This is a genomic window from Sphingobacterium anhuiense, from assembly GCF_042686355.1.
Taxonomy (GTDB): Bacteria; Bacteroidota; Bacteroidia; order Sphingobacteriales; family Sphingobacteriaceae; genus Sphingobacterium; species Sphingobacterium anhuiense.
Genome location: NZ_JBHUPE010000001.1, coordinates 536,517 through 558,938, shown reverse-complemented (window position 1 = coordinate 558,938; position 22,422 = coordinate 536,517). Strand labels below are relative to the sequence as shown.

The 22,422-nt window shown below is 35.1% G+C and carries 23 protein-coding genes and 1 riboswitch; of the genes, 14 read left to right on the top strand and 9 right to left on the bottom strand.

Annotated features, from left to right (window positions below):
- Window positions 1-50: 50 nt before the first annotated feature.
- The 6 genes from ACFS6I_RS02440 to ubiE all read right to left on the bottom strand — a co-directional run bounded on the left by ACFS6I_RS02440 (window position 51) and on the right by ubiE (window position 4,350).
- Complete coding sequence (locus ACFS6I_RS02440) at window positions 51-1,346, bottom strand: voltage-gated chloride channel family protein (RefSeq protein ID WP_380917945.1); 1,296 nt, start codon at window positions 1,344-1,346, stop codon at window positions 51-53.
- A 50-nt stretch (window positions 1,347-1,396) separates the two neighbouring features.
- A riboswitch (Fluoride riboswitch) is annotated at window positions 1,397-1,459 on the bottom strand.
- Window positions 1,460-1,465: 6 nt separating this feature from the next.
- Complete coding sequence (locus ACFS6I_RS02435) at window positions 1,466-1,840, bottom strand: DUF423 domain-containing protein (protein ID WP_021192264.1); 375 nt, start codon at window positions 1,838-1,840, stop codon at window positions 1,466-1,468.
- Window position 1,841: 1 nt separating this feature from the next.
- Window positions 1,842-2,297, bottom strand: a complete 456-nt coding sequence (locus ACFS6I_RS02430) for a GNAT family N-acetyltransferase (RefSeq protein WP_339423216.1) — start codon at window positions 2,295-2,297, stop codon at window positions 1,842-1,844.
- Between the two features lie 50 nt (window positions 2,298-2,347).
- Complete coding sequence (locus tag ACFS6I_RS02425) at window positions 2,348-2,797, bottom strand: GatB/YqeY domain-containing protein (RefSeq protein ID WP_380917943.1); 450 nt, start codon at window positions 2,795-2,797, stop codon at window positions 2,348-2,350.
- 16 nt (window positions 2,798-2,813) lie between these two features.
- Window positions 2,814-3,575 (bottom strand): SDR family NAD(P)-dependent oxidoreductase, encoded by a 762-nt coding sequence (locus tag ACFS6I_RS02420; protein ID WP_380917941.1) that lies wholly within the window; start codon window positions 3,573-3,575, stop codon window positions 2,814-2,816.
- Between the two features lie 34 nt (window positions 3,576-3,609).
- On the bottom strand, window positions 3,610-4,350 hold the full coding sequence (ubiE, locus tag ACFS6I_RS02415; protein WP_132772838.1) for a bifunctional demethylmenaquinone methyltransferase/2-methoxy-6-polyprenyl-1,4-benzoquinol methylase UbiE: 741 nt from the start codon (window positions 4,348-4,350) through the stop codon (window positions 3,610-3,612).
- 432 nt (window positions 4,351-4,782) lie between these two features.
- Here ubiE and dnaB point away from each other — a divergent pair, with 432 nt between their 5' ends.
- Window positions 4,783-6,390, top strand: a complete 1,608-nt coding sequence (gene dnaB, locus ACFS6I_RS02410) for a replicative DNA helicase (protein ID WP_380917938.1) — start codon at window positions 4,783-4,785, stop codon at window positions 6,388-6,390.
- A gap of 57 nt (window positions 6,391-6,447) precedes the next feature.
- Here dnaB and ACFS6I_RS02405 read toward each other — a convergent pair whose 3' ends face one another.
- Window positions 6,448-6,852 carry a flagellar basal body-associated FliL family protein gene (locus tag ACFS6I_RS02405; RefSeq protein ID WP_021192258.1) on the bottom strand — a complete coding sequence of 135 codons (405 nt, stop codon included), beginning with the start codon at window positions 6,850-6,852 and terminating at the stop codon, window positions 6,448-6,450.
- Window positions 6,853-7,168: 316 nt separating this feature from the next.
- Here ACFS6I_RS02405 and dinB point away from each other — a divergent pair, with 316 nt between their 5' ends.
- From dinB to ACFS6I_RS02375, 6 genes are all read left to right on the top strand, one after another.
- The gene (gene dinB, locus ACFS6I_RS02400; protein ID WP_380917936.1) at window positions 7,169-8,266 is read left to right on the top strand and encodes a DNA polymerase IV; all 1,098 of its coding nucleotides are present in this window, start codon (window positions 7,169-7,171) and stop codon (window positions 8,264-8,266) included.
- Between the two features lie 102 nt (window positions 8,267-8,368).
- Entirely contained in the window at window positions 8,369-10,498 is a 2,130-nt protein-coding gene (locus tag ACFS6I_RS02395; RefSeq protein ID WP_380917934.1) for a S9 family peptidase, read from the top strand.
- A gap of 154 nt (window positions 10,499-10,652) precedes the next feature.
- Window positions 10,653-11,441, top strand: a complete 789-nt coding sequence (locus ACFS6I_RS02390) for a beta-carotene 15,15'-monooxygenase (protein ID WP_380917932.1) — start codon at window positions 10,653-10,655, stop codon at window positions 11,439-11,441.
- A gap of 15 nt (window positions 11,442-11,456) precedes the next feature.
- The gene (locus tag ACFS6I_RS02385; RefSeq protein WP_380917930.1) at window positions 11,457-12,611 is read left to right on the top strand and encodes a 1-deoxy-D-xylulose-5-phosphate reductoisomerase; all 1,155 of its coding nucleotides are present in this window, start codon (window positions 11,457-11,459) and stop codon (window positions 12,609-12,611) included.
- A 24-nt stretch (window positions 12,612-12,635) separates the two neighbouring features.
- Entirely contained in the window at window positions 12,636-13,961 is a 1,326-nt protein-coding gene (gene rseP / locus ACFS6I_RS02380; protein WP_380917929.1) for an RIP metalloprotease RseP, read from the top strand.
- 74 nt (window positions 13,962-14,035) lie between these two features.
- Entirely contained in the window at window positions 14,036-14,239 is a 204-nt protein-coding gene (locus ACFS6I_RS02375; RefSeq protein ID WP_021192254.1) for a YwbE family protein, read from the top strand.
- A gap of 115 nt (window positions 14,240-14,354) precedes the next feature.
- On the opposite strand, the gene ACFS6I_RS02370 is transcribed toward ACFS6I_RS02375, so the two are convergent.
- Both ACFS6I_RS02370 and panB read right to left on the bottom strand, forming a co-directional pair.
- A complete protein-coding gene (locus ACFS6I_RS02370) occupies window positions 14,355-14,963 on the bottom strand; it encodes a hypothetical protein (protein WP_380917928.1) in 609 nt (202 codons plus the stop codon).
- 13 nt (window positions 14,964-14,976) lie between these two features.
- The gene (gene panB, locus ACFS6I_RS02365) at window positions 14,977-15,792 is read right to left on the bottom strand and encodes a 3-methyl-2-oxobutanoate hydroxymethyltransferase (protein WP_021192252.1); all 816 of its coding nucleotides are present in this window, start codon (window positions 15,790-15,792) and stop codon (window positions 14,977-14,979) included.
- A 126-nt stretch (window positions 15,793-15,918) separates the two neighbouring features.
- Between panB and ACFS6I_RS02360 the strand changes: the two genes are divergently transcribed.
- From ACFS6I_RS02360 to ACFS6I_RS02330, 7 genes are all read left to right on the top strand, one after another.
- Window positions 15,919-16,662 (top strand): RluA family pseudouridine synthase, encoded by a 744-nt coding sequence (locus ACFS6I_RS02360; protein ID WP_021192251.1) that lies wholly within the window; start codon window positions 15,919-15,921, stop codon window positions 16,660-16,662.
- Window positions 16,663-16,671: 9 nt separating this feature from the next.
- On the top strand, window positions 16,672-17,250 hold the full coding sequence (locus tag ACFS6I_RS02355; RefSeq protein WP_380917926.1) for a TlpA family protein disulfide reductase: 579 nt from the start codon (window positions 16,672-16,674) through the stop codon (window positions 17,248-17,250).
- 16 nt (window positions 17,251-17,266) lie between these two features.
- Window positions 17,267-18,103, top strand: coding sequence for an orotidine-5'-phosphate decarboxylase (gene pyrF / locus ACFS6I_RS02350; RefSeq protein ID WP_380917924.1), 837 nt, complete (start codon window positions 17,267-17,269; stop codon window positions 18,101-18,103).
- A 129-nt stretch (window positions 18,104-18,232) separates the two neighbouring features.
- Complete coding sequence (locus ACFS6I_RS02345) at window positions 18,233-18,691, top strand: tetratricopeptide repeat protein (protein ID WP_380917922.1); 459 nt, start codon at window positions 18,233-18,235, stop codon at window positions 18,689-18,691.
- Window positions 18,692-18,709: 18 nt separating this feature from the next.
- The gene (locus ACFS6I_RS02340; RefSeq protein ID WP_380917920.1) at window positions 18,710-19,486 is read left to right on the top strand and encodes a tetratricopeptide repeat protein; all 777 of its coding nucleotides are present in this window, start codon (window positions 18,710-18,712) and stop codon (window positions 19,484-19,486) included.
- Window positions 19,487-19,625: 139 nt separating this feature from the next.
- A complete protein-coding gene (guaA, locus tag ACFS6I_RS02335) occupies window positions 19,626-21,176 on the top strand; it encodes a glutamine-hydrolyzing GMP synthase (protein ID WP_132772818.1) in 1,551 nt (516 codons plus the stop codon).
- Window positions 21,133-22,422 carry an ABC transporter substrate-binding protein gene (locus ACFS6I_RS02330; protein ID WP_380917917.1) on the top strand — a complete coding sequence of 430 codons (1,290 nt, stop codon included), beginning with the start codon at window positions 21,133-21,135 and terminating at the stop codon, window positions 22,420-22,422. The genes guaA and ACFS6I_RS02330 overlap by 44 nt, the downstream gene beginning before the upstream one ends.

The window sequence follows — 22,422 nt, the reverse complement described above, 5'->3', positions numbered from 1 at the left end:
TGAAAAAGTTCAAGGATGGATTATTGGCGACAAATCCTTGAACTTTTTTATTACAGATTCCTTAATCGTTCGTAGATGTCATTTTGCCTTTTCTTTATGTGGAGATAGAAGTGATGTTTAGGGCCTGTGATGATCTGAGTTGTATAGATTCCTTTCGCTCCAGAAAAGAAATAGGCGACAAAACAAGCAATTGCAAAATAAATACTGGCTTCAAACCCAAATAATTCTACCCCCATCAGTATACAAGCCAGTGGCGTATTGGTTGCTCCTGCAAAAACAGCAATAAAACCCATTGCGGCCAATAATCCCATTGGTAGCGGAATAATTCCAAATAGGACGTTACCTAGAGTTGCACCAATAAAAAATAATGGTGTTACTTCTCCACCCTTAAATCCAGCGGAAAGGGTGAAAGTGGTAAGTAATAGTTTGATAATAAAATCATAAGAATTTAATTGACTTTCGAAAGAGGCTAATATCGTAGGAATTCCTAAACCTATATATTGTGTAGTTCCCAGCTGCCATATTAGGAAAATAAGGACAATACCTCCAATAAAAGGACGCAGGGGAGGGTATTGAATCTTTCGGAAAATGTAGCTGAAAATATCTCCGAATGCAGTGAATAGATAAGCTACTAATCCAAAAATTATACCTGCGATGACCGTATAAAGTAGATATTGCAGATTGATTGCGGGGATGATTTCTCGAATGTGATAATGTGTATGCGATACATTCCAGAAAGAACAGGCATAGTTGGCAATAAAGGCTGTCATGATACTTGGTATAAGTGCTTTTAATCTTGACTTTCCACCAGTTATAACTTCTAGTCCAAATAATGCACCTGCCCAGGGGGTTCCAAAAACAGAAGCAAATCCCGCACTTATCCCGATAATGATTAAAATCTTTCGATCATCATGAGTTAACTTGAAAATTCTTGAGTATTGATCGGCGATTGCACCTCCTATTTGTACAGCGGTTCCTTCTCTTCCTGCGGAACCTCCAAAAAGATGTGTAAGCAACGTGCTGAATAAAACCAAAGGTGCCATTCTTAATGGGATGGTCTGTTCGCTTTGGTAATATTCTTTAAGCAGGAGATTATTGCCTTTGCTTGAAGCTCCACCATAATAGTGATAAAGTAATCCAATTATTAAACCTGCTAATGGTAATCCTAGCATGATGACGGGATGAAGATCTCTGTAATTTGTTACCCAGGATAAGCTCGTGAGAAAGAAAGCTGAGATTGACCCTACAATAAACCCAACTGAAATGGCGATCGCTATCCATTTTAAAACACAAAAAGTCTTCTCTTTAAGTGCTATTTTTGATAAAGTGTTACTTTTAGTTGACATGTCTACTTACTTATTGTCATAAACGATTCTAGCGGATACAAAAAGTATCAGCAAAAGTAGACGTCATCAGCTCATTAAAGCGGTTAGTGGCAGACATCATTGCCTTGATATAGGTAAAGTTAAATAAAACGAATGATTAACGCAACCCAGCCAGCGATCATTAACAGTCCCCCTAATGGTGTAATTGGGCCTAAGAATTTTAAATTTTTATTCCAATATTGAGCAAAAGACAGGAGGTAGATACTGATAGAAAATAATAAAGTTCCTGCCGTTATACTATAAAATACAAAACGTTCACTGTAAAGGTCGAAATGTAAATTAAACCCTAAGACCAGTAAGGTAATAGCCGAATACATTTGATAACGTACACCTACTTCAAAAGAGGTTAGTTTTTCTTCGCTAATTAGTTTCTTAAAAGCGTGTGCACCAAAGGCACCCAGCATAATGGCTGTAGAACCTAATATTGCGGCAGTAATAATAACAATATGATTCATATTAGTAAGTTTTAGGTTTTATCATGTCAATATGTGGGATTCCATAATCCAGGTATTCATCGGATACTTGTTCAAATCCGAAGCTTTCATAAAATTTCTTTAGATAGGTTTGCGCACCTATCTGAATCGCTGTGCTACCATACTTTTCAGATATGCAGGTCAGCGATTTATTTATAAGAGCTTTCCCATAATTATTACCTCTAAAGGATGGGTTTGTTACAACTCGGCCAATTGCCGGTTCCGGATAAGATAGACCTGGTGGTACAATTCGGGCATAAACAACAATTTCATTATTGATTTCTGCCCAAATATGGGCGCACTGATCATCTTTATTATCCAATTCTGGATAAAAGCATTGTTGCTCATTCACAAAGACATCAACACGTAATTTGAGGATGCGATATAATTCTTCTGTTGTTAATTCAGAGAATGTCTTATATTTCCAAAATAATTCCATAAAAAGAAGAGCTATATTACTATAGCCCTTTTTATATTAAGTATATCTAATTAAGCGAGTAAACTTTTTACAAGCTCGGAAATTGTCCTTCCGTCGGCTTTTCCTGCTAATTGTTGGTTAGCAGCACCCATTACTTTGCCCATATCTTTTACTGTTGAAGCTCCAGTTGTGCTGATTATTTCTTTGATAATCGCTTCCACTTCTTCTCTGCTGAGTTGCTTTGGTAAGTATGCTTCAATTACTTCTTGCTCTTCAACTTCGATCGCATACAGATCATCTCTGTTTTGAGTTTTGTAAATTTCCGCGGATTCTTTACGTTGTTTTACTAATTTTTGAAGAACTTTAATTTCTGTTTCTTCTGTCAATTCTTCGCTGTGACCTTTTTCCGTTTTTGTTAATAAAATAGCTGCTTTGACAGCACGTAAGCCACGTAATTTGTTCGCATCTTTTGCGATCATTGCGGTCTTGATATCTTGATTTATTTTTTCCTCTAAAGTCATATTAAACTGAATTTTATTATTTTCTATTTACAATCGTTCCTGTTGCTTGTGCGGTTGGCATAATAATGAGATCGTTGATGTTAACATGCTTGGGTCTGCTAATCACAAAAGATATTGTTTCAGCAATATCTTTTCCCGTTAAAGCGTCAACTCCGTTATACACATTTTTTGCACGCTCGATATCACCTTTAAAACGCACTTCTGAAAACTCTGTTTCTACCATTCCCGGATTTATGCCGGTTACTTTTATTCCTTTCGGAAGTAAGTCAATTCGCATTGCTTTATTAAGTGCATCTACTGCATGTTTACTGGCACAGTAGACATTTCCATTTGGATACACCTCTTTAGCGGCTATAGATCCTAAATTGACAATATGTGCCCCCTCTTGATTTTCTAATAGCGGTATGACGGCTTTTGTAACATATAATAATCCTTTGACATTTGTGTCGATCATGCGATCCCAATCGCCGATATCGCCATCTTGGATGCTATCTAAACCTTGGCTTAATCCTGCATTATTAATAAGTACATTTATATTTTTCCATTCTGAAGGTAAGTTCTCAATTTTAGATTTTACCTCATCATAATTGCGAACATCAAGTTCAAAGATATGAATCGCAATTTGTGGATATTGTTTATTAAGTCTATCCTTAATTTCCTCTAATCTTTGGAAACGACGCGCACAAAGTAATAAATTATATCCTTCACGCGCTAAGACTTCTGCACAAGCTTCTCCAATACCTGAACTTGCCCCTGTAATGAATACTGTTTTTGACATTGAATTAATTTAAAAATAAAATAAATTTGGTTCTCTATTTTGTGGCAATATATATCGTACAAACGCCAAAAGTCTGCGGGCGAATTATTGTGTTTGAAAATCCAACGGCTTTTGTAATTTCCGCAAATTTTTCACCATCAGGAAATCGAGCTACAGATTCAGGTAGATACGAGTATGCACTCGAATCTTTTGAGAAGAGTTTTCCTATTGTTGGGGTTATTCTTTTAAAATAAAAATTATACAATTGTTTAATTGGAAATTTTTTAGGATTAGAAAATTCCAATATTATTGCTTTTCCGCCAGGCTTCAATACACGACAGATATCTGCTAAGCCCTGATTTAGATTTTCAAAATTACGGACGCCAAATGCAACCGTTACAGCATCGAAGGTGTTGTCGTCAAATTGCAACTGTTCTGAATCACCAAGTTGTACTTCAAATTGCTCAGATAAACCTTTTTGTTTAATCTTTTGCTGTGCAACATCAAGCATACCTTGCGAAATGTCTACGCCGATTATTTTTTTTGGATTCAATATTTTAATTGATTCCAGCGCGAAATCACCAGTTCCTGTTGCTACATCTAACATATATTGCGGAGCGATGGATTTTAAAGCATTAATTGCTTTTTTACGCCAGATGATATCAATGCCTAAGGATAGAAAATGATTTAAAAAGTCATAAGTTTTGGATATGTTATTAAACATATCTGCAACTTGCTCTTTTTTACCGTCTTTTGCGTCCTTGTATGGTTTTAATGATGATGCTTCATTTGTCATAGTAGCAAAGATACAATATTCTGATTGAGCTTTAATATGATCGAAAAGGAAAAATCAAAATAGCAAAATTTTCTTGCAAATACTTTATTCAGCGTGACGATTTGAACACATTTTTAATTATTTATTATTTTTTTGATTGCGCTATTGTTGCGATAAATAGCGTAACTTTATTAACATTGGTGGAAGTTGTTAACAGTTACTTAATATCTTGTTAATTAGATGCTGTTTTTTATTATCAACATTTTTTTCAACATCAAATGTGGAAAACTTGAGTTGTAAATCAATGTTTATCAAAAGCTTTTGGGGTGATTGTTTTCACAACTAATTTGACTGTGTACAACTCTTGAAAAATGTCTACCTTATTTTTTTTACATTTGCTATCCGCTATCAGTTTTTTAGCGTACATGCACAAGTTTTTGGATATCATATAAGATGAGTAACGATAATAATTTTGAAGATAGTAATACTGGAACTGGTAAGAAGACCAATTTCGGAGAGCGTAGAACCAAACTCAATAATTTAGTCAGTGGATTAGGTAAACTTCCTCCACAGGCTTTAGATTTGGAAGAGGCGGTTTTAGGAGCTCTGATGTTGGAGAAGAATGCCTTAAGTGAAGTTATTGATATTCTTAAGCCAGAATCTTTTTACAAAGACGCTCATCAGAAAATTTTCGAATCTATTTTTAGCTTATTTCAGAAATCATCTCCTATTGACTTATTAACTGTTACTGCTGAGCTTCGAAAAATGGGAGCTCTGGAAATGGTTGGTGGAGCATATTATATAACACAATTAACTGATCGTGTTGTTTCTGCTGCTAATATTGAATTTCATGCCCGTATTATTTCGCAAAAATATATTCAACGTGAATTAATTAAAGTTTCAACAGAGATTATTAATAGTGCCTATGATGAAACTTCGGATATCTTTGATCTTTTGGATCATGCAGAGAAGAGTTTATTTGATATTGCCCAGAATAATTTAAGAAGAGATTCTAGGAAAATGGATGATATCATGCGTGAAGCAATATCAAATTTGGAATTGTTGCGTGATCGTACAGATGGATTAACAGGTGTTCCTTCTGGTTTAACGGCATTAGATCGTATGACCTCGGGATGGCAACCTTCAGATTTAGTAATTATTGCGGCTCGTCCTGCGATGGGAAAAACGGCCTTTGTCTTATCTGTAGCACGTAATGCTGCTGTAGATCATAATAAGCCTGTAGCTGTATTCTCTCTTGAGATGTCTTCGGTGCAATTGGTTAATCGTTTGATAGCTGGAGAAACAGAAATTGAACAGGAGAAGTTGAAGAAAGGTAATTTAGCTGATCATGAATGGCAGCAACTGCATTCTAGAATTGGAAGGTTGACTGAAGCGCCTTTAATTATTGACGATACACCAGCATTAAACGTATTTGAATTTAGAGCCAAGTGCCGACGTTTAAAAGCGCAGCATGATATCCAGATGGTTATTGTCGATTATTTACAACTTATGCATGGAAAGGCAGAAGGAAAAGGTGGTGGTAATCGTGAGCAGGAAATCGGTAGTATCTCAAGAGCATTGAAATCTGTTGCAAAAGAGTTAAATGTTCCGGTATTGGCCCTTTCACAATTGAGCCGTGCAGTAGAGTCTCGTCCAGGAAATTCAAAACGTCCTATGCTTTCTGATTTACGTGAATCCGGATCTATTGAGCAAGATGCAGATATGGTATTATTTTTATACCGTCCGGAATATTATGGTATGACTGAAGATGAAGAAGGTCGTTCAACTGCTGGTGTAGGAGAGGTTATTATTGCTAAGCATCGTAATGGTGAAACTGGAATTGTACCACTTCGTTTTGTCGGTAAATATGTGAAGTTTGTCGATTTGGAAGATGAATTCACAGGTATTGGCGCCGCGGATGGTTTTAATAATCCAACATCATTCAGTTCTCCAGCAATGAATCCTTCAGCTATGTTTAGTGGTAGTGATATGGGCGGGATGACTGGTGGTATTACAATGCCTTCACGTATGAATGACATGCCGGACGATGCGCCTTTTTAATAACTTTTGAATATACGATTATAATAAAGAAGCACTGTTTACAAAACAGTGCTTCTTTTATTTCATACTGATTACTTTATCTACAATATAGACCGTATTTCCTCGCCAAGGTAGTGCTCCATGATATTCCTTATAATGCAAATCAAAGTATTTTCCACTATTTGATTCCAGTTGTTTAAAAACGGTATCGTCTTCAATTGAAAATTCAAATTGATTGCTTGCTACACCACCAGCTTTCATCTGTCCAAAACCCTCTTGAATAAGTTTTCCTTCATATGTTTTGAAAACATTTCCTTTTTTGACAGCATAGTTTAAATATCCTGATTTAACACCTTCCCCAAAAACGAAGTAATATTTATAATACGTTATGCTAGCTCCAATTGCTAAAATAACTAAGATGGTGATAAATAAAAATTTTTTAAAACCTCCTTTTTTTTGTTGCGTATCTGTAGAATTAGTCATATCTGAGTTTAATTTTATAATAAACTTAAGTAAAATTGTTTAGATGAACAATAAAGTTTCGTTTATACTTAAATCAATTTTTGGGCCATCTTTTTTATATCGGTATTTATAATTCCTTAATTAATACTGGTTTTGGTTGTCTAAAAATGTAATTATGTAGTAATGCATTTATTTGCTGAAAGGAGCCGGTTATTCTGATTATAATCAATCCTTTATCTGTGTATTTATTTTTTTGCATTAGGTAATGATGAATTCAAAATAGTAAATGTTGAGACTTCTCTGTATAATATTATCTAAATTTGTTTTTTGAAAAACGATGGATGATACAATATTAAATAAGAAGAGGAAAATAATTCATTTAGATATGGATGCATTTTTTGCTTCTGTTGATCAACGCGATTTTGAAGAATTAAGGGGTAAGCCTATCGCCGTTGGTGGATCTCCTGATGGACGTGGTGTTGTAGCCACCGCTAGTTATGAGGCGAGAAAATATGGTGTTAAGTCGGCTATGTCATCTATACAAGCTATAAAATTATGTCCCCACTTAATTTTTACTCGTCCTAGATTTGATGTTTACAAACAGGTGTCCGATCATATTCGTTCCATTTTTTATCGTTATACTGATTTGGTTGAACCGCTATCTTTGGATGAGGCGTTTTTAGATGTATCGCATGATAAACAACATATTGGGTCGGCTCTAGAGATTGCTAAGAGAATTAAACGTGAAATAAAAGACGAACTTAATTTGACAGTATCTGCTGGGGTGTCGGTTAATAAATTTGTGGCAAAGATAGCTTCTGATATGAATAAACCTGATGGTTTAACTTTCATAGGCCCTTCAAAGATTGTAACTTTTATGGAGGAGCTACCTGTTGAAAAATTTTTTGGAGTTGGAAAAGTAACAGCAAATAAAATGCGCTCTTTGGGTATTTTTAAAGGTCTCGATCTAAAAAAGCAATCGCATGTAGATTTGATGCGATGGTTTGGTAAATCGGGAGATTTTTTTTATCAAATTGTGAGAGGTATTGACAATCGAGCAGTTGTACCAAATCGTATTCGTAAATCTATTGGTATTGAAGATACTTTTCCTAATGATATTGGACAGTTAGATGAATTAAAATCAATTTTGGAAGACTTAAATTCACGACTTTATTTACGACTTGAAAAAGGTGGTAAATGGGGGAGGACTTTGACTTTAAAAGTAAAATTTGAAGATTTTACGGTGTTGACAAGAAGTATCTCTATCTTAGAGATTTTTAAACATAAAGAAGATATGTATCAAGTTGCACTTTCATTGTTGCTAAAGCTGGAGTTTGATAAAAAGGTCCGGCTAATGGGGATTTCGATTTCAAATTTTAGAGATGAAAGTAATGACCGTTTCGAGGGTTATCAATTGTCTCTGTTTGATGATTAATTAAATTCGAGTTGTCTAATCACCTTGTTACAACTTAAATTTCTTGTAAATAGGGGCAATTTCCTATATTAGTGCTCAAACTTAGATAATCTTCATATTTAAATGAGTAAATTAATTACCGCGCTAAGTCTTACGGCTTTTATTCTGGTATCAGAATCTACAGTTCAGGCGCAACAAAAACGATTGGATTTTGATCAATCTTGGGGAAATCGAAATTCATTAACACAAAATGTGAACGGCTATCCTGGCTGGGCAAACAATGTAGCTTATCTAGAGCGTGATGCTCAAGATGGTAAAACGTATCAAGTTGATTTGAAAAGTGGTAAACGTGAACTGTACGTAATTCCGGCTAAATCATCTGTCAAAGTATACATTTCAAAAAATGATATTTTTATTCAGGACGGTAGTCAAGCTGCTAAACAGTTGACAAGCTCGCCTGATGTTGCAGAGCAAAACCCAACACTTTCGCCAGATGGCAAACTTGTTGCTTTTACACGTAAAAGTGATTTGTATGCGATTGATTTAACGACAGGCAAGGAAATTCGTTATACTACCGATGGTACAGATGTTATCTACAATGGTTGGTCATCGTGGGTGTATTATGAGGAGATCTTAGGAAGATCAACTAATTATAAAGCTTTTTGGTGGTCGCCAGATAGTAAGAAGTTGGCTTTTATGCGCTTTGATGATACAAAGGTGCCTATGTTTCCAATTTATGTGTCGAAAGGTCAACACGGTTATCTAGAAGAAACGCGTTATCCTAAAGCTGGAGATCCAAATCCAGAAGTTAAGGTCGGTTTTGTAAATGCTATTGGTGGAGAAGTGACCTGGTCTGATTTTAACGAAAAGGATGATCAATATTTTGGCCAACCTTATTGGAGTTTTGATAGTAAAAACATCATGGTTCAATGGATGAATCGTGATCAGAATAATTTGAAATTTTATCAAGTTGATCCTAATTCTGGGGCTAAGAAAGAAATTTATGATGAAAAACAATCTTCGTGGATTAATTTAGATCATGAAGAGCGCATCACCTATCTGGCCGATAACAAACACTATATATTAAAATCAGATAAGACAGGCTGGGCTCATTATTATCTTTATACTTTAGATGGTAAGTTATTAAATCCAATTACATCGGGTGATTGGCAGGTGACTTCATTAGAGTATATCGATGAGAAGGCAAAAGTAGTTTACTTCATGGCACGTAAAGAGAATTCGGCACGTTATGATCTATATCGTGTTGACTTTTCAGGTAAGAATATGAAAAGACTGACATTTGGTGATTATTCGCATGATGTAAAAGTATCTCCTGACGGACATTATTTCATAACTAATTATTCTAACGTAAGCACACCTAATAAGGTAGCACTAGTTGACAATAAGGGTAAAATTGTGAAAGAACTGGCTGATAGTAGAGCATCGGATTTTAATACCTATAAATTTGGTGAGACAAAATACTTTACTATAAAGTCTGATGATGGACAGTATGATTTACCTGTTGTCGTGACTTATCCGACGGATTTTGATGAAGCGAAAGAATACCCTGTTATTTTCAGTATATATGGTGGTCCTGACGCAGGTACTGTGAAAGATACATGGAAAGGTACAAGAAGTCAATATTGGGCTAATGAGGGCGTTATTCAAGTGTCGGCTGATCATCGTGCATCTGGACAATTTGGAAAACAGGGCGTAGCACTTATGCATCGCAATCTGGGGCACTGGGAAATTATAGATTATTCTACCGTTGCGAAATGGTTTAAAGCAAAACCTTGGGTAGCTAAAAATAAATTTTTGATTACTGGCCATAGTTATGGCGGTTATATGACATGTTTAGCAATGACTAAAGCCGCAGATGTTTTTGATTTTGGGATAGCTGGTGCTCCTGTGACATCATGGGAGTTGTATGATACCCATTACACAGAGCGTTGGATGGATACGCCACAAGATAATGCAGAGGGATATAAAAATGGCTCTGTCTTAACTTATACGGATAATTACAAAGGTGTTTTGAGAATTATGCATGGCGATATGGACGATAATGTGCATTTGCAAAATACCATGCAATTGGTTGATGCTTTGACCGATCGTTCTGTACCTTTCGAGTTGATGATTTATCCTGGTAGTCGTCACGGATTTGAAAGATCTAAAAATGCATATGATTTTAAAGAACGTGTACGTTTTTACTATCAGTATTTATTAGAAAAACCGGTTCCAAAGGACTTTAAATAGAGGTGTACCTATAACTAAAGCCTTCTCAGAATATTATTTGAGAAGGCTTTTTTGTTTTGCTATCTTTTGTGTGTAAAAAAAGATGAAATATTGAGTTGTTAAATTGTTGATAACCAAAAATTATTTCATCTTTGTGTAATTTATTTTTATTTCGATGATTCAGTTTCTCAAGGAGAGCACTTTTGCTGTTAATGAAGTTTTAAGCAGATCAATTCATATACTAAAGGGACATTATTTCTCAATAGGGGGATTGTTATTGTCTATTTTTTTATTGTTTGTTGTTGCTCATGAATTAACTTTTTATTTGGAGACCTCAAGTATACTTCTCAAAATTCCTTTGATGCTGTTATTTGCTGTAACTTTATTGGGCTTACAATTGTTTCTGTTTAAATTTATTTTGAATTTATTGGATCATAAAGAGCATGTGGGTGTTGTTAAAACATGGCCTTCCTGGGCAGAATTAATTAATTTTTTAGGTGGAATTGTCGTTTTTACATTAGCTTCTATATTGATTCTTTTTTTTGCTATGATTGTTTGTTTCCCCCTTATCTATATGGGTATAGATACGGAGGTGGTATCATTTGAGATCGTACCAAATGTAGGAGCAATCTTATCCTTCTTTATATTGCTTCGTATCTCATTCTTTCCTTTTTTTATTATTGATAAAGGAATTAGTGTCATGAAGTCTTTGCGTTGGAGTCTGGCGATTACGAAAGGAAATATAATTCGTTTATTTTTAATTTTATTGAGTTTAGCTTTTATTAGTGTATTAAATATTTATTGTGTTTATATGGAGTATTCCATTATGGCAATTATATTTAGTTTAATAAATTCATTTTTAATTATCCCGTTAACTTCTGTTGTCTATACAGTTGCTTACCGAGATATGGTTCAAGAATATAAGGGTAGTGAAGATCCGAGTATTTTAAGTAATATATTTTAATAAATAATTTTGATTTTGAATAAAAAAGGAATTGCGGTTTTAGGTTCAACGGGTAGTATAGGTACACAAACCTTAGATGTGGTACGCGCCTTTCCTGATCTTTTTCATGTTGTAGTATTGACCTGCGGTTCAAATGCTACTTTGTTAGTAGCGCAGGCATTAGAATTTTTGCCTGACGCTGTTGTTATTATCAATGAAGAACAAGTTGATTTTGTTAAATCAAAATTAGGACATACTCAAATTGCGGTTTACTCAGGTATGCAGGCTTTAGAAGAAGTGGTACAGTTTGAGTCGGTTGATGTTGTTTTGAATGCCATTGTAGGTGCTGCTGGACTCAGACCTACTGTTAAGGCTATTTCCTGCGGTAAGGATATCGCACTAGCTAACAAAGAAACACTGGTTGTTGCGGGTGAATTGGTGATGAGCTTAGCTTCTCAATATCAAGTTAAGATGTTGCCAGTCGACTCGGAGCATTCAGCGATTTTCCAATGTTTGGTCGGTGAAGAAGCTAATCCGATTGAAAAAATATATATCACTGCCTCTGGAGGACCTTTTCGTGGAAAGGACCGTTCGATATTGACTTCCGTAACAAAGGAACATGCTTTGAAACATCCGAATTGGGTAATGGGTGCTAAGATTACGATTGACTCGGCTTCATTAATGAATAAAGGACTTGAAGTAATCGAAGCAAAATGGCTTTTTGATCTGAAAGTAGACCAAGTTGATGTAATTGTACATCCTCAGTCCATTGTACATTCGCTTGTACAGTTTCAAGATGGATCTTTAAAAGCACAACTCGGATTGCCAGATATGAAGTTACCGATACAGTATGCCCTGTCTTATCCAAATCGTTTAAAGAATACTTTTGAACGGTTTAATTTTATGGATTATCCAGAATTAACTTTCGAAAAGCCAGATTTGGAAACTTTTAGAAATTTGGCATTAGCTTATGATTCTTTACGAAAGGGAGGGAATAGTGCCTGTGTACTCAACGCAGCAAATGAAGTCGTTGTCGATGCATTTTTGAAGGATAAGATTAGTTTCTTAGGAATGAGTGATGTGATTGAAACTGTATTGCAAAAAGTAAATTATCTTGCGAGACCAAGTCTAGATGACTATATTGAGTCCGATTATGCTGCAAGGAGAGTTGCGCAAGAAATAATCAATTAAGTAAATAATTATAGAAGAAGATACATGGGTGTTTTAATTATGGTGGCACAAGTCATATTGGGCTTGTCAATTTTGATCGTATTGCATGAGTTGGGCCATTTTTTAGCGGCACGCGCTTTTGGAATTAAAGTAGAAAAATTTTATTTATTTTTTGATGCATGGGGTGTCAAATTATTTAAATTCAAATATAAAGACTGTGAATATGGTATTGGCTGGTTGCCTTTAGGTGGCTATGTTAAAATTGCTGGTATGATTGACGAATCCATGGATACTGAGCAATTGAGTGGAGAGCCTCAAGAATGGGAGTTTCGTTCAAAACCAGCTTGGCAGCGTCTGATTGTGATGCTGGGTGGTATCATTGTTAATGTCGTTGTCGGTGTTGTTGTGTTTTGGATGTTAACATTTAAAATGGGCACTACGGATATCAAGAATGATCAATTGGTGAATGGTATTGTACCTGGAGAAATTGGTAAATCAATTGGCTTGCAGGCGGGTGACCGTATTTTGGCTATTGATGGTACTAAGATTGAAAACTATTCAGATTTAATTAGCTCTAAACTATTAATGGGAGGAGTAGATCTGACTGTAAATCGTGCTGGTGTAGATACAAAAATTCATGTTCCAGCGGATATTTTAAATACTATTGCGGATAAAAAAGATGAGAAGTTTATAGAACCACGGATGAAGATGACTTCTGTTGCAGGAACTCAGCCAGGTTCAGAAGCTGTTAAAATGGGCTTTATTAAAGGCGATAGTATCATTGCAGTTGACAATACGCCAATTCAGTTTTTTGATCAGCTTAAAGATCAATTGAAAGCGAAAGTTGGAAAACCAGTTGAACTGAAAATCGTACGAGATGGTCAAGAACAATCTTTAAAAGGTGTTGTGCCTTCTGATGCGATTTTGGGTTTCAATGTTAATCCGGATCAAACCATTAAAACATTTACGATCCATTATAGTTTAATGGAGTCTTTGCCAATGGGGGCAAAGAAAGCATTCACGGTTATTACTGATAATGCAAAAGGATTTGGTAAGATATTTAAGGGAGAGATTCGTGCCGATAAAGCTTTATCAGGTCCTGTAGGTATTGCGCAGTTGTTTGGTACTGAAGTGGACTGGGTACGCTTCTGGTCATTAGTAGGTATGTTGTCTATGGCTTTGGCATTCATGAATTTATTGCCTATACCGGCATTAGATGGGGGGCATGTTGTTTTCTTGTTGATTGAAATGATTCAAGGAAAACCATTAAGTGAGAAATTCTTAGAGAAGGCACAGATGGTAGGTTTCTTTATTTTACTTGCTCTAATGGTCTTTATTTTTGGAAATGACATTTTTAAATTATTCAAGTAAGCAATATAAAGTTTATACAAGGGAGGGTCTTACTTAATTTGTAAGACCCTTTTTATTTTTAGATATTTGTAGTTATGGACGGAAAAACAAGAGCAACGATTAAACCAGGTATGTTGGTTAACATTATCTTGAAAAAAGATCAGCGATCAGGAGAGCTTACTGAAGGTATTGTTAAGGATCTTTTGACATCAGCACCGTTTCATCATAGAGGGATTAAGGTTCGCTTGATGGATGGGCAGATCGGTCGAGTTGCAGAGATTATTGAGGATGATTTTTAACCTATCGTAGTACGATAAAAAAGCTTCTAACCAAATAGGATAGAAGCTTTTTTTATAATACATTTTAAGAAATTGCTCTTTCGATCTTCATTATATACCAGATTTATAACTGGTCTTAGATGATCGGAAATATCTTCTTTTGAATATCTATTTTAAAATTCTTTTGTAGAGAATCAAAAAATAAATGATTGCTTGGATTATTTTGAAAAACTAAATAAGGAATCTCTATAATCTCTTTTTGTGTTTTTATTCTAAAGTACCCAAATAATAATCCTTTTGTATTTTGGATTGATTCAATTTGTTGCACTGCCTTAACATCTCGTAACAAATTAAAGTGATAAGGGTCTTTTGTCATAGATTCAATGATTACATCTTCAGTTTGCTTATTATACCAAATTACTTGACTGCTCGTTTTCTTTAAATGATTCTTAAAAAGAAAAAGATAACCAATCATGTATATTGATATTGGAAATAGAAATAGTAAAATCTTTATTTTGATTATCAGGGCAAGCATAATAATCAATAAAATTGCTCCTATGCCTACATTTTTCATTACCTTTTGAGATGTATCTGCTATGACAACTTTGGATGTATCTATTTTTTGATAACCATTTTTTACAATAATAGCTGGACTATTGGTTGCGGTAAATGACGCGGACAGCTTTTTACTGATGTAGTACAATAAAAATAAAATAAGTCCAACTATTAATATAACTTTGGTCATGACAGTTTATATGTTAATACTGTTCATTATCATTTGGATAATTAACTGATTTTACATCAGCTACATATTGTCCTACAGCTCCTGTTATTTCTTGATATAATTGTGCATATTGTCTTAAAAACTTAGGTTTAAAGCCTTTTGTCATACCTAGCATATCATTGACAACTAGAACTTGTCCGTCACATTGGTTACCAGCGCCTATACCAATAGTCGGTATCGCTAAACTTGCACTTACTTCGGCAGCAAGTGCTGCTGGTATTTTTTCCAACACGATGGCAAAACAACCTGCTTCTTGCAGTGCTAGCGCATCGGCCTTTAATTTTTCGGCTTCATTATCATCTTTAGCACGAACACCAAAATTTCCAAATTTATTAATTGCTTGTGGTGTTAATCCCAGATGTCCACAAACTGGTATTCCCGCATTTATAATTTTCTTAATGTTGTCAATGATTTCTAGACCACCTTCCAATTTAAGGGCGTGTGCTCCCGACTCTTTCATGACACGTACTGCAGATAAATAGGCTTGATCGATACTTCCCTGATATTCGCCGAAAGGAAGATCTACTACAACCATTGCTCTAGTTGTACCTCTTACAACAGATGCCGCGTGGTAGATCATCTGGTCTAAGGTGATGGGCAGTGTTGTTTCATAGCCTGCAAATACGTTCGCAGCGGAGTCGCCTACTAAAATGATATCGATGCCACCTTCATCAAGTGCTTTTGCCATGGTGAAATCATAACCTGTTAACATCGCGATTTTTTCATGACGATGTTTCATTTCCTGTACCTGTACTGTAGTGATACGTTTTATTTCTTTATTTACAGACATTACTGATTTGTTTAAATTAACCAAAATTAGAGAAATTCGTTGAATTAAGGTCATTAATTATTGATTTTAAAATGATAGTTTGGTAATTAGCAGATTAAATTGCTTTGATTTTACTATTTTTGCAGGATGAGAGAAAACGAAACTCGCTTATTTAAATTTCCAAAATTTTCCGATCTAATTGTTTTTGAAGATGATAATTTGATTGTTATCAATAAACCCCCTTTCATTGCTTCGTTAGATGAACGTGAAGGAGGAGAGATCAATATTTTACGATTAGCAAAAAAATATTACGCAGATGCGCAGATTTGTCACCGCTTAGATAAGGAAACTTCTGGACTATTACTGATTGCTAAAAATCCTGAGACCTACCGTTCCGTTTCTATTGAATTTGAAAGACGTCGTGTCAATAAGGTATACCATGCTATCATTGCAGGCACACATACATTTACGGATTTAAAAGTTGAGTTACCCATTTTAAATCAAGGAAGCAAAAATGTGTCAATAGATCGCGCCAAAGGTAAGGCGGCTACTACAATTTTTAATTCTATACGTTATTTTAACCACTATACTTTAGTCGAATGTAAGCCTATTACAGGCCGTATGCACCAAATTCGTATTCATCTAGCCACACAGAAAGCTGCAATTGTGGGGGATGATATGTATCATGGAAAACCGGTATACTTGTCACAGATTAAAAAACGTGGGTTTTCTTTGGCTAAAAATGAAGAGGAACTACCAATTATGAAGCGCTTTGCTTTGCACTCCCGGTATGTTGACTTTACAATTGATGGAAAGAAGTTTGAGTTTGAAGCCCCATATCCAAAGGATTTTGCGACTTTGCTTAAACAGTTAGAAAAGTTTGATTCTTAAATGTCGATCATGAATCCGAAAACAAAAAAAATAATTGGCAATTCAGTATTTGTCGTTATCATTCTTTTGCTTTTGTGGCCAACAAGTAGAGCTTATTTTCAACAAGGCTTAATGAAAATTGGTTTATTTAAACCAACATTGGAAGAACCTGAAAAATTAGATTCGCAGATTTCTGTTCATAATAACATTTCTTTTAAAAATGATAAAGGGGAGATCGTGCACATGAACGATCTAAAGGGTAAAGTTGTATTCATTAATTTTTGGGCCACATGGTGTCCTCCTTGCATTGCAGAAATGCCTTCTATTGCTACGTTATATGAACGATTGAAAGGTAATAGTGAAGTTGTTTTTCTGATTGTAGAAATTGAGGGGGAATCTGAGAAGGCAAATAAATTTATGGCGGGTAAACAATTAAATTTACCTGTTTATTATCCAAATTCACAAATTCCTAAAGAATGGTTAGGTGGTTCTATACCAACAACATTGATTATCAATAAGCATGGTGAGATTGCTACTAAACATGAAGGTTTAGCAGATTATTCTCGCCAGGAAGTTTCAGATTTTATAATTGAATTAACAAAAAAATAAGTACAGAATAACCGGTATGACTAGAGCAGAACTTATTCAACAGATTAAGATAAAAAAATCATTTCTTTGTGTTGGTTTAGATACAGATATTACAAAAATACCTGAGCATCTACTGGCAGAGGAGGATCCAATTTATACGTTTAATAAAGCCATTATTGATGCTACATCAGATTTGTGTGTCGCATACAAACCGAATATCGCATTTTATGAGAGTTACGGTATTAAAGGATGGCAGTCTTTGCAAAAAACTTGGGAGGCTTTACCTAAAGACTGTTTGAGTATTGCTGATGCTAAACGTGGTGATATCGGAAATACATCAAAAATGTATGCACAGGCATTTTTTGATGAAAAGCAATCGGGATTAGGTTTTGATTCCATTACGATAGCACCATATATGGGAAATGATTCTGTTACTCCCTTTTTGGATTTTGATGGAAAATGGGCAATTGTACTGGCATTGACATCAAATGCAGGAAGTCTGGATTTTCAAAATTTTAAGAATGAATCAGGTTTGCAGTTATTTGAGCAAGTCATTGATAAAGTGAATACATGGGGAACAATTGAAAACCTGATGTATGTAGTAGGTGCGACCCGTGGTGAAGGTTTTATTAAGATTCGTGAGCATGCTCCCGATCATTTCCTTTTAGTTCCGGGTGTTGGAGCGCAGGGAGGTTCTCTTCAAGATGTCTGTCAATATGGAATGAATAAGGATTGTGGTCTTTTAGTAAATAGCACAAGAGGTATTATCTATGCTTCAAAAGGACATGATTTTGCGGAGAAAGCAAGAGAAGAGGCTTTGAAATTACAACAAGAGATGGAAGCCGAATTAATTAAGGCTGGAATTATTAGATAATTCTCACATATCGGCATATTGAAAAGCTTCAGATCGAAAGGTCTGAAGCTTTTTTTTATATATTTAAGTGATTAATCGTGATTATTCATAAAGAAGAAATTGTAAATTTAAAATATAAAATAGATAACAATGAATGTAGTGAGTACTCTACTATTAGCAAGTATGCTAGGGACAGGCTGTGTGGTCTACGCACAGGAGGCGGAGACTGCAGTAGAGACCGAAGAAAATACTTCGACCATTTCTAGCGATGATAAGTATGAATTAGCATGGAATCTTAACAAGTCTGAACAGCATGAAGAAGCTTTAAAAGTTATCAATAGCTTAATCGCTAAAAATAAGGAGACTAGTGCTTATTACGAAGTGAAATGCTACATCTTAATTGCACTGAAAAGAAATGCAGCTATTATTGAAACTGCCACGAAGGGTATAGCAATAGATCCTGATAATCATTCGTTTTACGATATAAGGGGTAATACTTATTATTTTGATTTAAAACCCGAATTAGCAAGATCTGATTATCAAAAGGTGCTTCAATTGGAAAAAAATAATGCTCGTTATTATAATAATTATTTGAAGCTACTTAATTAGATGCGCAAGGATGATGAATTGATAAATGTATTTAAGCTTTTCGAGAATAGCATGGTAAGTGGAGAAGATATCAAAGAACCTCGATTTATAGCTGATGTTTTCTTTTATGGAGCCTTGGCCTATCAACGTCAAAAAGATAATTTAAGAGCTGTTGAGCTTCTTGGGAACGCAATTAAAAAATCTCCAGAAGCAGCAATGTATTACAATAATAGAGGTTTGATATTTCAAGATCTAAATAAGCTGGAAGCTGCAAAGAAGGATTTGGATAAAGCTATTGAATTGGATCGTGATAATCCTGTTTATTATGAAAATAGATATGCTATCTTTTTTGATTTAAAGAAATATCAAGAGGCGCAAAATGACCTATTAAAAGTAATTAGTCTGGGAAATTCTGATCTAGATATATATGCTTCATTGGCACTGACCTATGATGTTCTTAATAATTTTCCAAAAGCTGCTGAATATTATGATTTGGTTTTACGTAAAAATCCAAATCAAACAATGATTCTAAGTAACTATGCTTATGCTTTATTTGAATTGAATCAAATATCTAAAGCTATTGAAATGTTTGAACGGGCGCTTGTTACTGATCCTGCAGAGGTTGATATTTTGGTAGGTCTAGCAGTCTTATATCACGTTGATGGGAAAGAAAATAAGTCTAAAGATTTATTTCAGGACATTAAAATCAAGACAAAATATGAGGCAAAAAAACAGCTACTAGAAACTTTGGAAAAGGAAGATTATAGATTTTCTTCAAAATTTAAAGCAGCATGGGAAAACTGTTTTAGTGATTAATGTTATTTAAGCCTGATCAAAAGGTATTATTTTTTTGCAATAAAAAAGAGGGTGTGTTTTTATACAGAATGAGTATTTTGAGAAGATTTAAGTCAAATTTCCTTTCTATAAATTCATATCAAATGCGTAACTTTGCGCCATGCCAGAAAAAATTATAATTCTTGACTTTGGTTCGCAATACACGCAATTAATCGCGCGTCGTGTAAGAGAACTTAATGTGTATTGTGAAATTCACCCATTTAACAAATTACCTGAATTTGACGAGACTGTAAAAGGAGTAATCCTTTCGGGAAGTCCATATTCAGTAAGACAAGAGGAAGCTCCTCAAATTGATTTTAAATCAATTCAAGAGCGTTTTCCTTTATTAGGTGTTTGTTATGGTGCACAATATATCGCTCAAAAATCAGGAGGTGAAGTATTACCTTCAGAAATCCGTGAATATGGACGTGCTAATTTGCAATTTGTGAATGCTGAGAATGAATTATTAGCGGGTGTACCGGTTCAGTCTCAAGTATGGATGTCTCATGGTGATACTATTAAAGAAGTTCCTTCAAACTTTGAAATTATCGCAAGTACAGATAAAGTACGTGTAGCAGCTTATCACATTATCGGTACAAGAACTTTTGGTATTCAATTTCATCCAGAGGTGACCCACAGTACAGATGGTGTTGTTTTATTGAAAAACTTTGTTGTTGAGATCTGTGGATGTGCCCAAGAGTGGACTCCAGATGCTTTTGCTGAAACAAGTGTTGCTTCTCTGAAAGCGGAGTTAGGTGACGATCACGTAATTTTGGCATTATCAGGAGGAGTTGATTCTACTGTTGCAGCTGTTTTATTACATCAAGCCATTGGCAAAAATTTGCATTGTATTTTTGTTGATCATGGTTTGTTACGTAAAGGTGAATTTGAACAGGTTTTGGATTCATATAAAAACATGGGACTTAACATTAAAGGTATAAACGCAAAAGAATTATTTTTTGGTCGTTTAGCTGGTGTTTCTGATCCTGAACAAAAACGTAAAATTATCGGTAATTCTTTTATCGATGTTTTCGATGAGGCAGCAAAAGAAATTCAAAAGGAATTACCTGAAGGTATTGAGGCAAAATGGTTAGGTCAAGGTACTATTTATCCAGATATTATTGAATCGGTATCAGTTAAGGGTCCTTCTGCGACTATTAAATCGCATCATAATGTTGGCGGTTTACCTGACTACATGAAGCTGAAAGTAGTAGAGCCTCTGAAGACTTTATTTAAAGACGAAGTAAGACGTGTTGGTAAAACATTGGGTGTAGATCCTGCTATTTTAGGCAGACATCCTTTTCCAGGTCCAGGGTTAGCTATTCGTATCTTAGGAGATATCACTGAAGATCGTGTACGTATTGTACAAGAAGCTGATGATATTTACATCCGTAATTTGAAAGAAGCAGGATGGTATGATAAAGTTTGGCAAGCTGGCACGATTTTTCTTCCTGTTCGTTCTGTAGGCGTGATGGGCGATGAGCGTACATATGAGCATGTTGTTAGTTTACGTGCTGTAGGTTCATTGGACGGCATGACTGCAGATTGGATTCACTTACCTTATGATTTGTTGGCAAAGATTTCAAATGAAATTATCAACCACGTCAAAGGCATTAATAGAGTTGTATATGATATCAGTTCAAAACCACCAGCGACGATTGAGTGGGAATAAAATTGCTCTTGCAGTAGCATTGGCTTTAAGTCTTGCAAGCTGTACGACAAAAAAAATAGGCGTACTTCGCTCACCTTCTAGTAAAGGTGAGCAGGGTACTGTTTCTAATAATAGCGGTAAAACTGCTGCTGAACAGGCTGAAGAAGCCAGAAAACTCGAAGCTGCTAAAGCGAGTGAAAACCTTAAAAATCAAAAATCAATTGCTCTTCTCTTACCTTTTCAATTAAACCGTATCGCAGGTATGCGTCCCACGGCTGAAGACGTTAAAAGATCGGCTTTAGCGTTAGATTTTTATCAAGGGTTTCAACTTGGGTTGGAAGAATTAGGGGAAAAGGGAAGTAAATTTAGTTTAAAGGTTATAGATTCTGAAGATGATAATTTTAGAAACACATCTTTAGCTGCTTCTGCGTCTATAAAAAATGCCAATTTAATTGTAGGACCTGTTTATCCAAAAGAGATTAAAGCATTTGCACAAGCCTTTAAAGAGAAAAATATTTTACAAATTTCACCTTTAGCGGCAACTTTGGCTTCCGAGTTTGCGATTCCCAATCTAGTGTCTTTAACACCTTCTATTCGTGCTCACTCTGAAATTATGGCGAAGCATGTAGCCAAGCAATATGCTTACGGCGACGTGGTTTTGGTTTACAATATACAAGATGGTGATAGTAAACAGTTTTTGGATAACTTTGCTTCTGAGGCTTTGGGCTATAATAAAAGTCTGCAAATAAAAGTTGTGACTTCTATAGCTGAATTAAACGAAAACTTAGTTGTAGCTGGGACTAATCATATTGTCTGTGGTACTACAAATAGAAATCAGATTAGAGCATTGTTAGCAAATATGGACGTGCAAAGCAGTGAGTCGGGTTATGCTTTTAAGTTGTATGGTCACCCAAATTGGGCAAAATTATCTTTTGAAGATTACACGAATATTGATCGTTATGAGTTGACCGTGACGACATCAACATTAGTGGATGAAAATGCTGAGCGAACAAGACGATTTAATCAAAAGTATAAGAATAAGTTTCAGGTAATTCCGTCAGATTTTTCTTATAAAGGTTACGATGCCGCTATTTATTTTGGAGGCTTAATTGCTAAGTATGGCGATGACTACGCGCAACATCTGGTTAGGGAAACCTATTCTGGAATAAATAGTGATTTTAGTTTTGATTACTTTCCTGAGTGGGGATATGTAAATAGAGGGGTTCGATTTATGGTGTATCGTAATAATAGTTTTGATAGGAAGTAA

What these genes read in the sequence shown, in the direction of transcription:
- ACFS6I_RS02440 (WP_380917945.1), bottom strand. Translation starts at nt 1,346, where the DNA reads ATGTCAACTAAAAGTAACACTTTATCAAAAATAGCACTTAAAGAGAAG.
- ACFS6I_RS02435 (WP_021192264.1), bottom strand. Translation starts at nt 1,840, where the DNA reads ATGAATCATATTGTTATTATTACTGCCGCAATATTAGGTTCTACAGCC.
- ACFS6I_RS02430 (WP_339423216.1), bottom strand. Translation starts at nt 2,297, where the DNA reads ATGGAATTATTTTGGAAATATAAGACATTCTCTGAATTAACAACAGAA.
- ACFS6I_RS02425 (WP_380917943.1), bottom strand. Translation starts at nt 2,797, where the DNA reads ATGACTTTAGAGGAAAAAATAAATCAAGATATCAAGACCGCAATGATC.
- ACFS6I_RS02420 (WP_380917941.1), bottom strand. Translation starts at nt 3,575, where the DNA reads ATGTCAAAAACAGTATTCATTACAGGGGCAAGTTCAGGTATTGGAGAA.
- ubiE (WP_132772838.1), bottom strand. Translation starts at nt 4,350, where the DNA reads ATGACAAATGAAGCATCATCATTAAAACCATACAAGGACGCAAAAGAC.
- dnaB (WP_380917938.1), top strand. Translation starts at nt 4,783, where the DNA reads ATGAGTAACGATAATAATTTTGAAGATAGTAATACTGGAACTGGTAAG.
- ACFS6I_RS02405 (WP_021192258.1), bottom strand. Translation starts at nt 6,852, where the DNA reads ATGACTAATTCTACAGATACGCAACAAAAAAAAGGAGGTTTTAAAAAA.
- dinB (WP_380917936.1), top strand. Translation starts at nt 7,169, where the DNA reads ATGGATGATACAATATTAAATAAGAAGAGGAAAATAATTCATTTAGAT.
- ACFS6I_RS02395 (WP_380917934.1), top strand. Translation starts at nt 8,369, where the DNA reads ATGAGTAAATTAATTACCGCGCTAAGTCTTACGGCTTTTATTCTGGTA.
- ACFS6I_RS02390 (WP_380917932.1), top strand. Translation starts at nt 10,653, where the DNA reads ATGATTCAGTTTCTCAAGGAGAGCACTTTTGCTGTTAATGAAGTTTTA.
- rseP (WP_380917929.1), top strand. Translation starts at nt 12,636, where the DNA reads ATGGGTGTTTTAATTATGGTGGCACAAGTCATATTGGGCTTGTCAATT.
- ACFS6I_RS02375 (WP_021192254.1), top strand. Translation starts at nt 14,036, where the DNA reads ATGGACGGAAAAACAAGAGCAACGATTAAACCAGGTATGTTGGTTAAC.
- ACFS6I_RS02370 (WP_380917928.1), bottom strand. Translation starts at nt 14,963, where the DNA reads ATGACCAAAGTTATATTAATAGTTGGACTTATTTTATTTTTATTGTAC.
- panB (WP_021192252.1), bottom strand. Translation starts at nt 15,792, where the DNA reads ATGTCTGTAAATAAAGAAATAAAACGTATCACTACAGTACAGGTACAG.
- ACFS6I_RS02360 (WP_021192251.1), top strand. Translation starts at nt 15,919, where the DNA reads ATGAGAGAAAACGAAACTCGCTTATTTAAATTTCCAAAATTTTCCGAT.
- ACFS6I_RS02355 (WP_380917926.1), top strand. Translation starts at nt 16,672, where the DNA reads ATGAATCCGAAAACAAAAAAAATAATTGGCAATTCAGTATTTGTCGTT.
- pyrF (WP_380917924.1), top strand. Translation starts at nt 17,267, where the DNA reads ATGACTAGAGCAGAACTTATTCAACAGATTAAGATAAAAAAATCATTT.
- ACFS6I_RS02345 (WP_380917922.1), top strand. Translation starts at nt 18,233, where the DNA reads ATGAATGTAGTGAGTACTCTACTATTAGCAAGTATGCTAGGGACAGGC.
- guaA (WP_132772818.1), top strand. Translation starts at nt 19,626, where the DNA reads ATGCCAGAAAAAATTATAATTCTTGACTTTGGTTCGCAATACACGCAA.
- ACFS6I_RS02330 (WP_380917917.1), top strand. Translation starts at nt 21,133, where the DNA reads ATGATATCAGTTCAAAACCACCAGCGACGATTGAGTGGGAATAAAATT.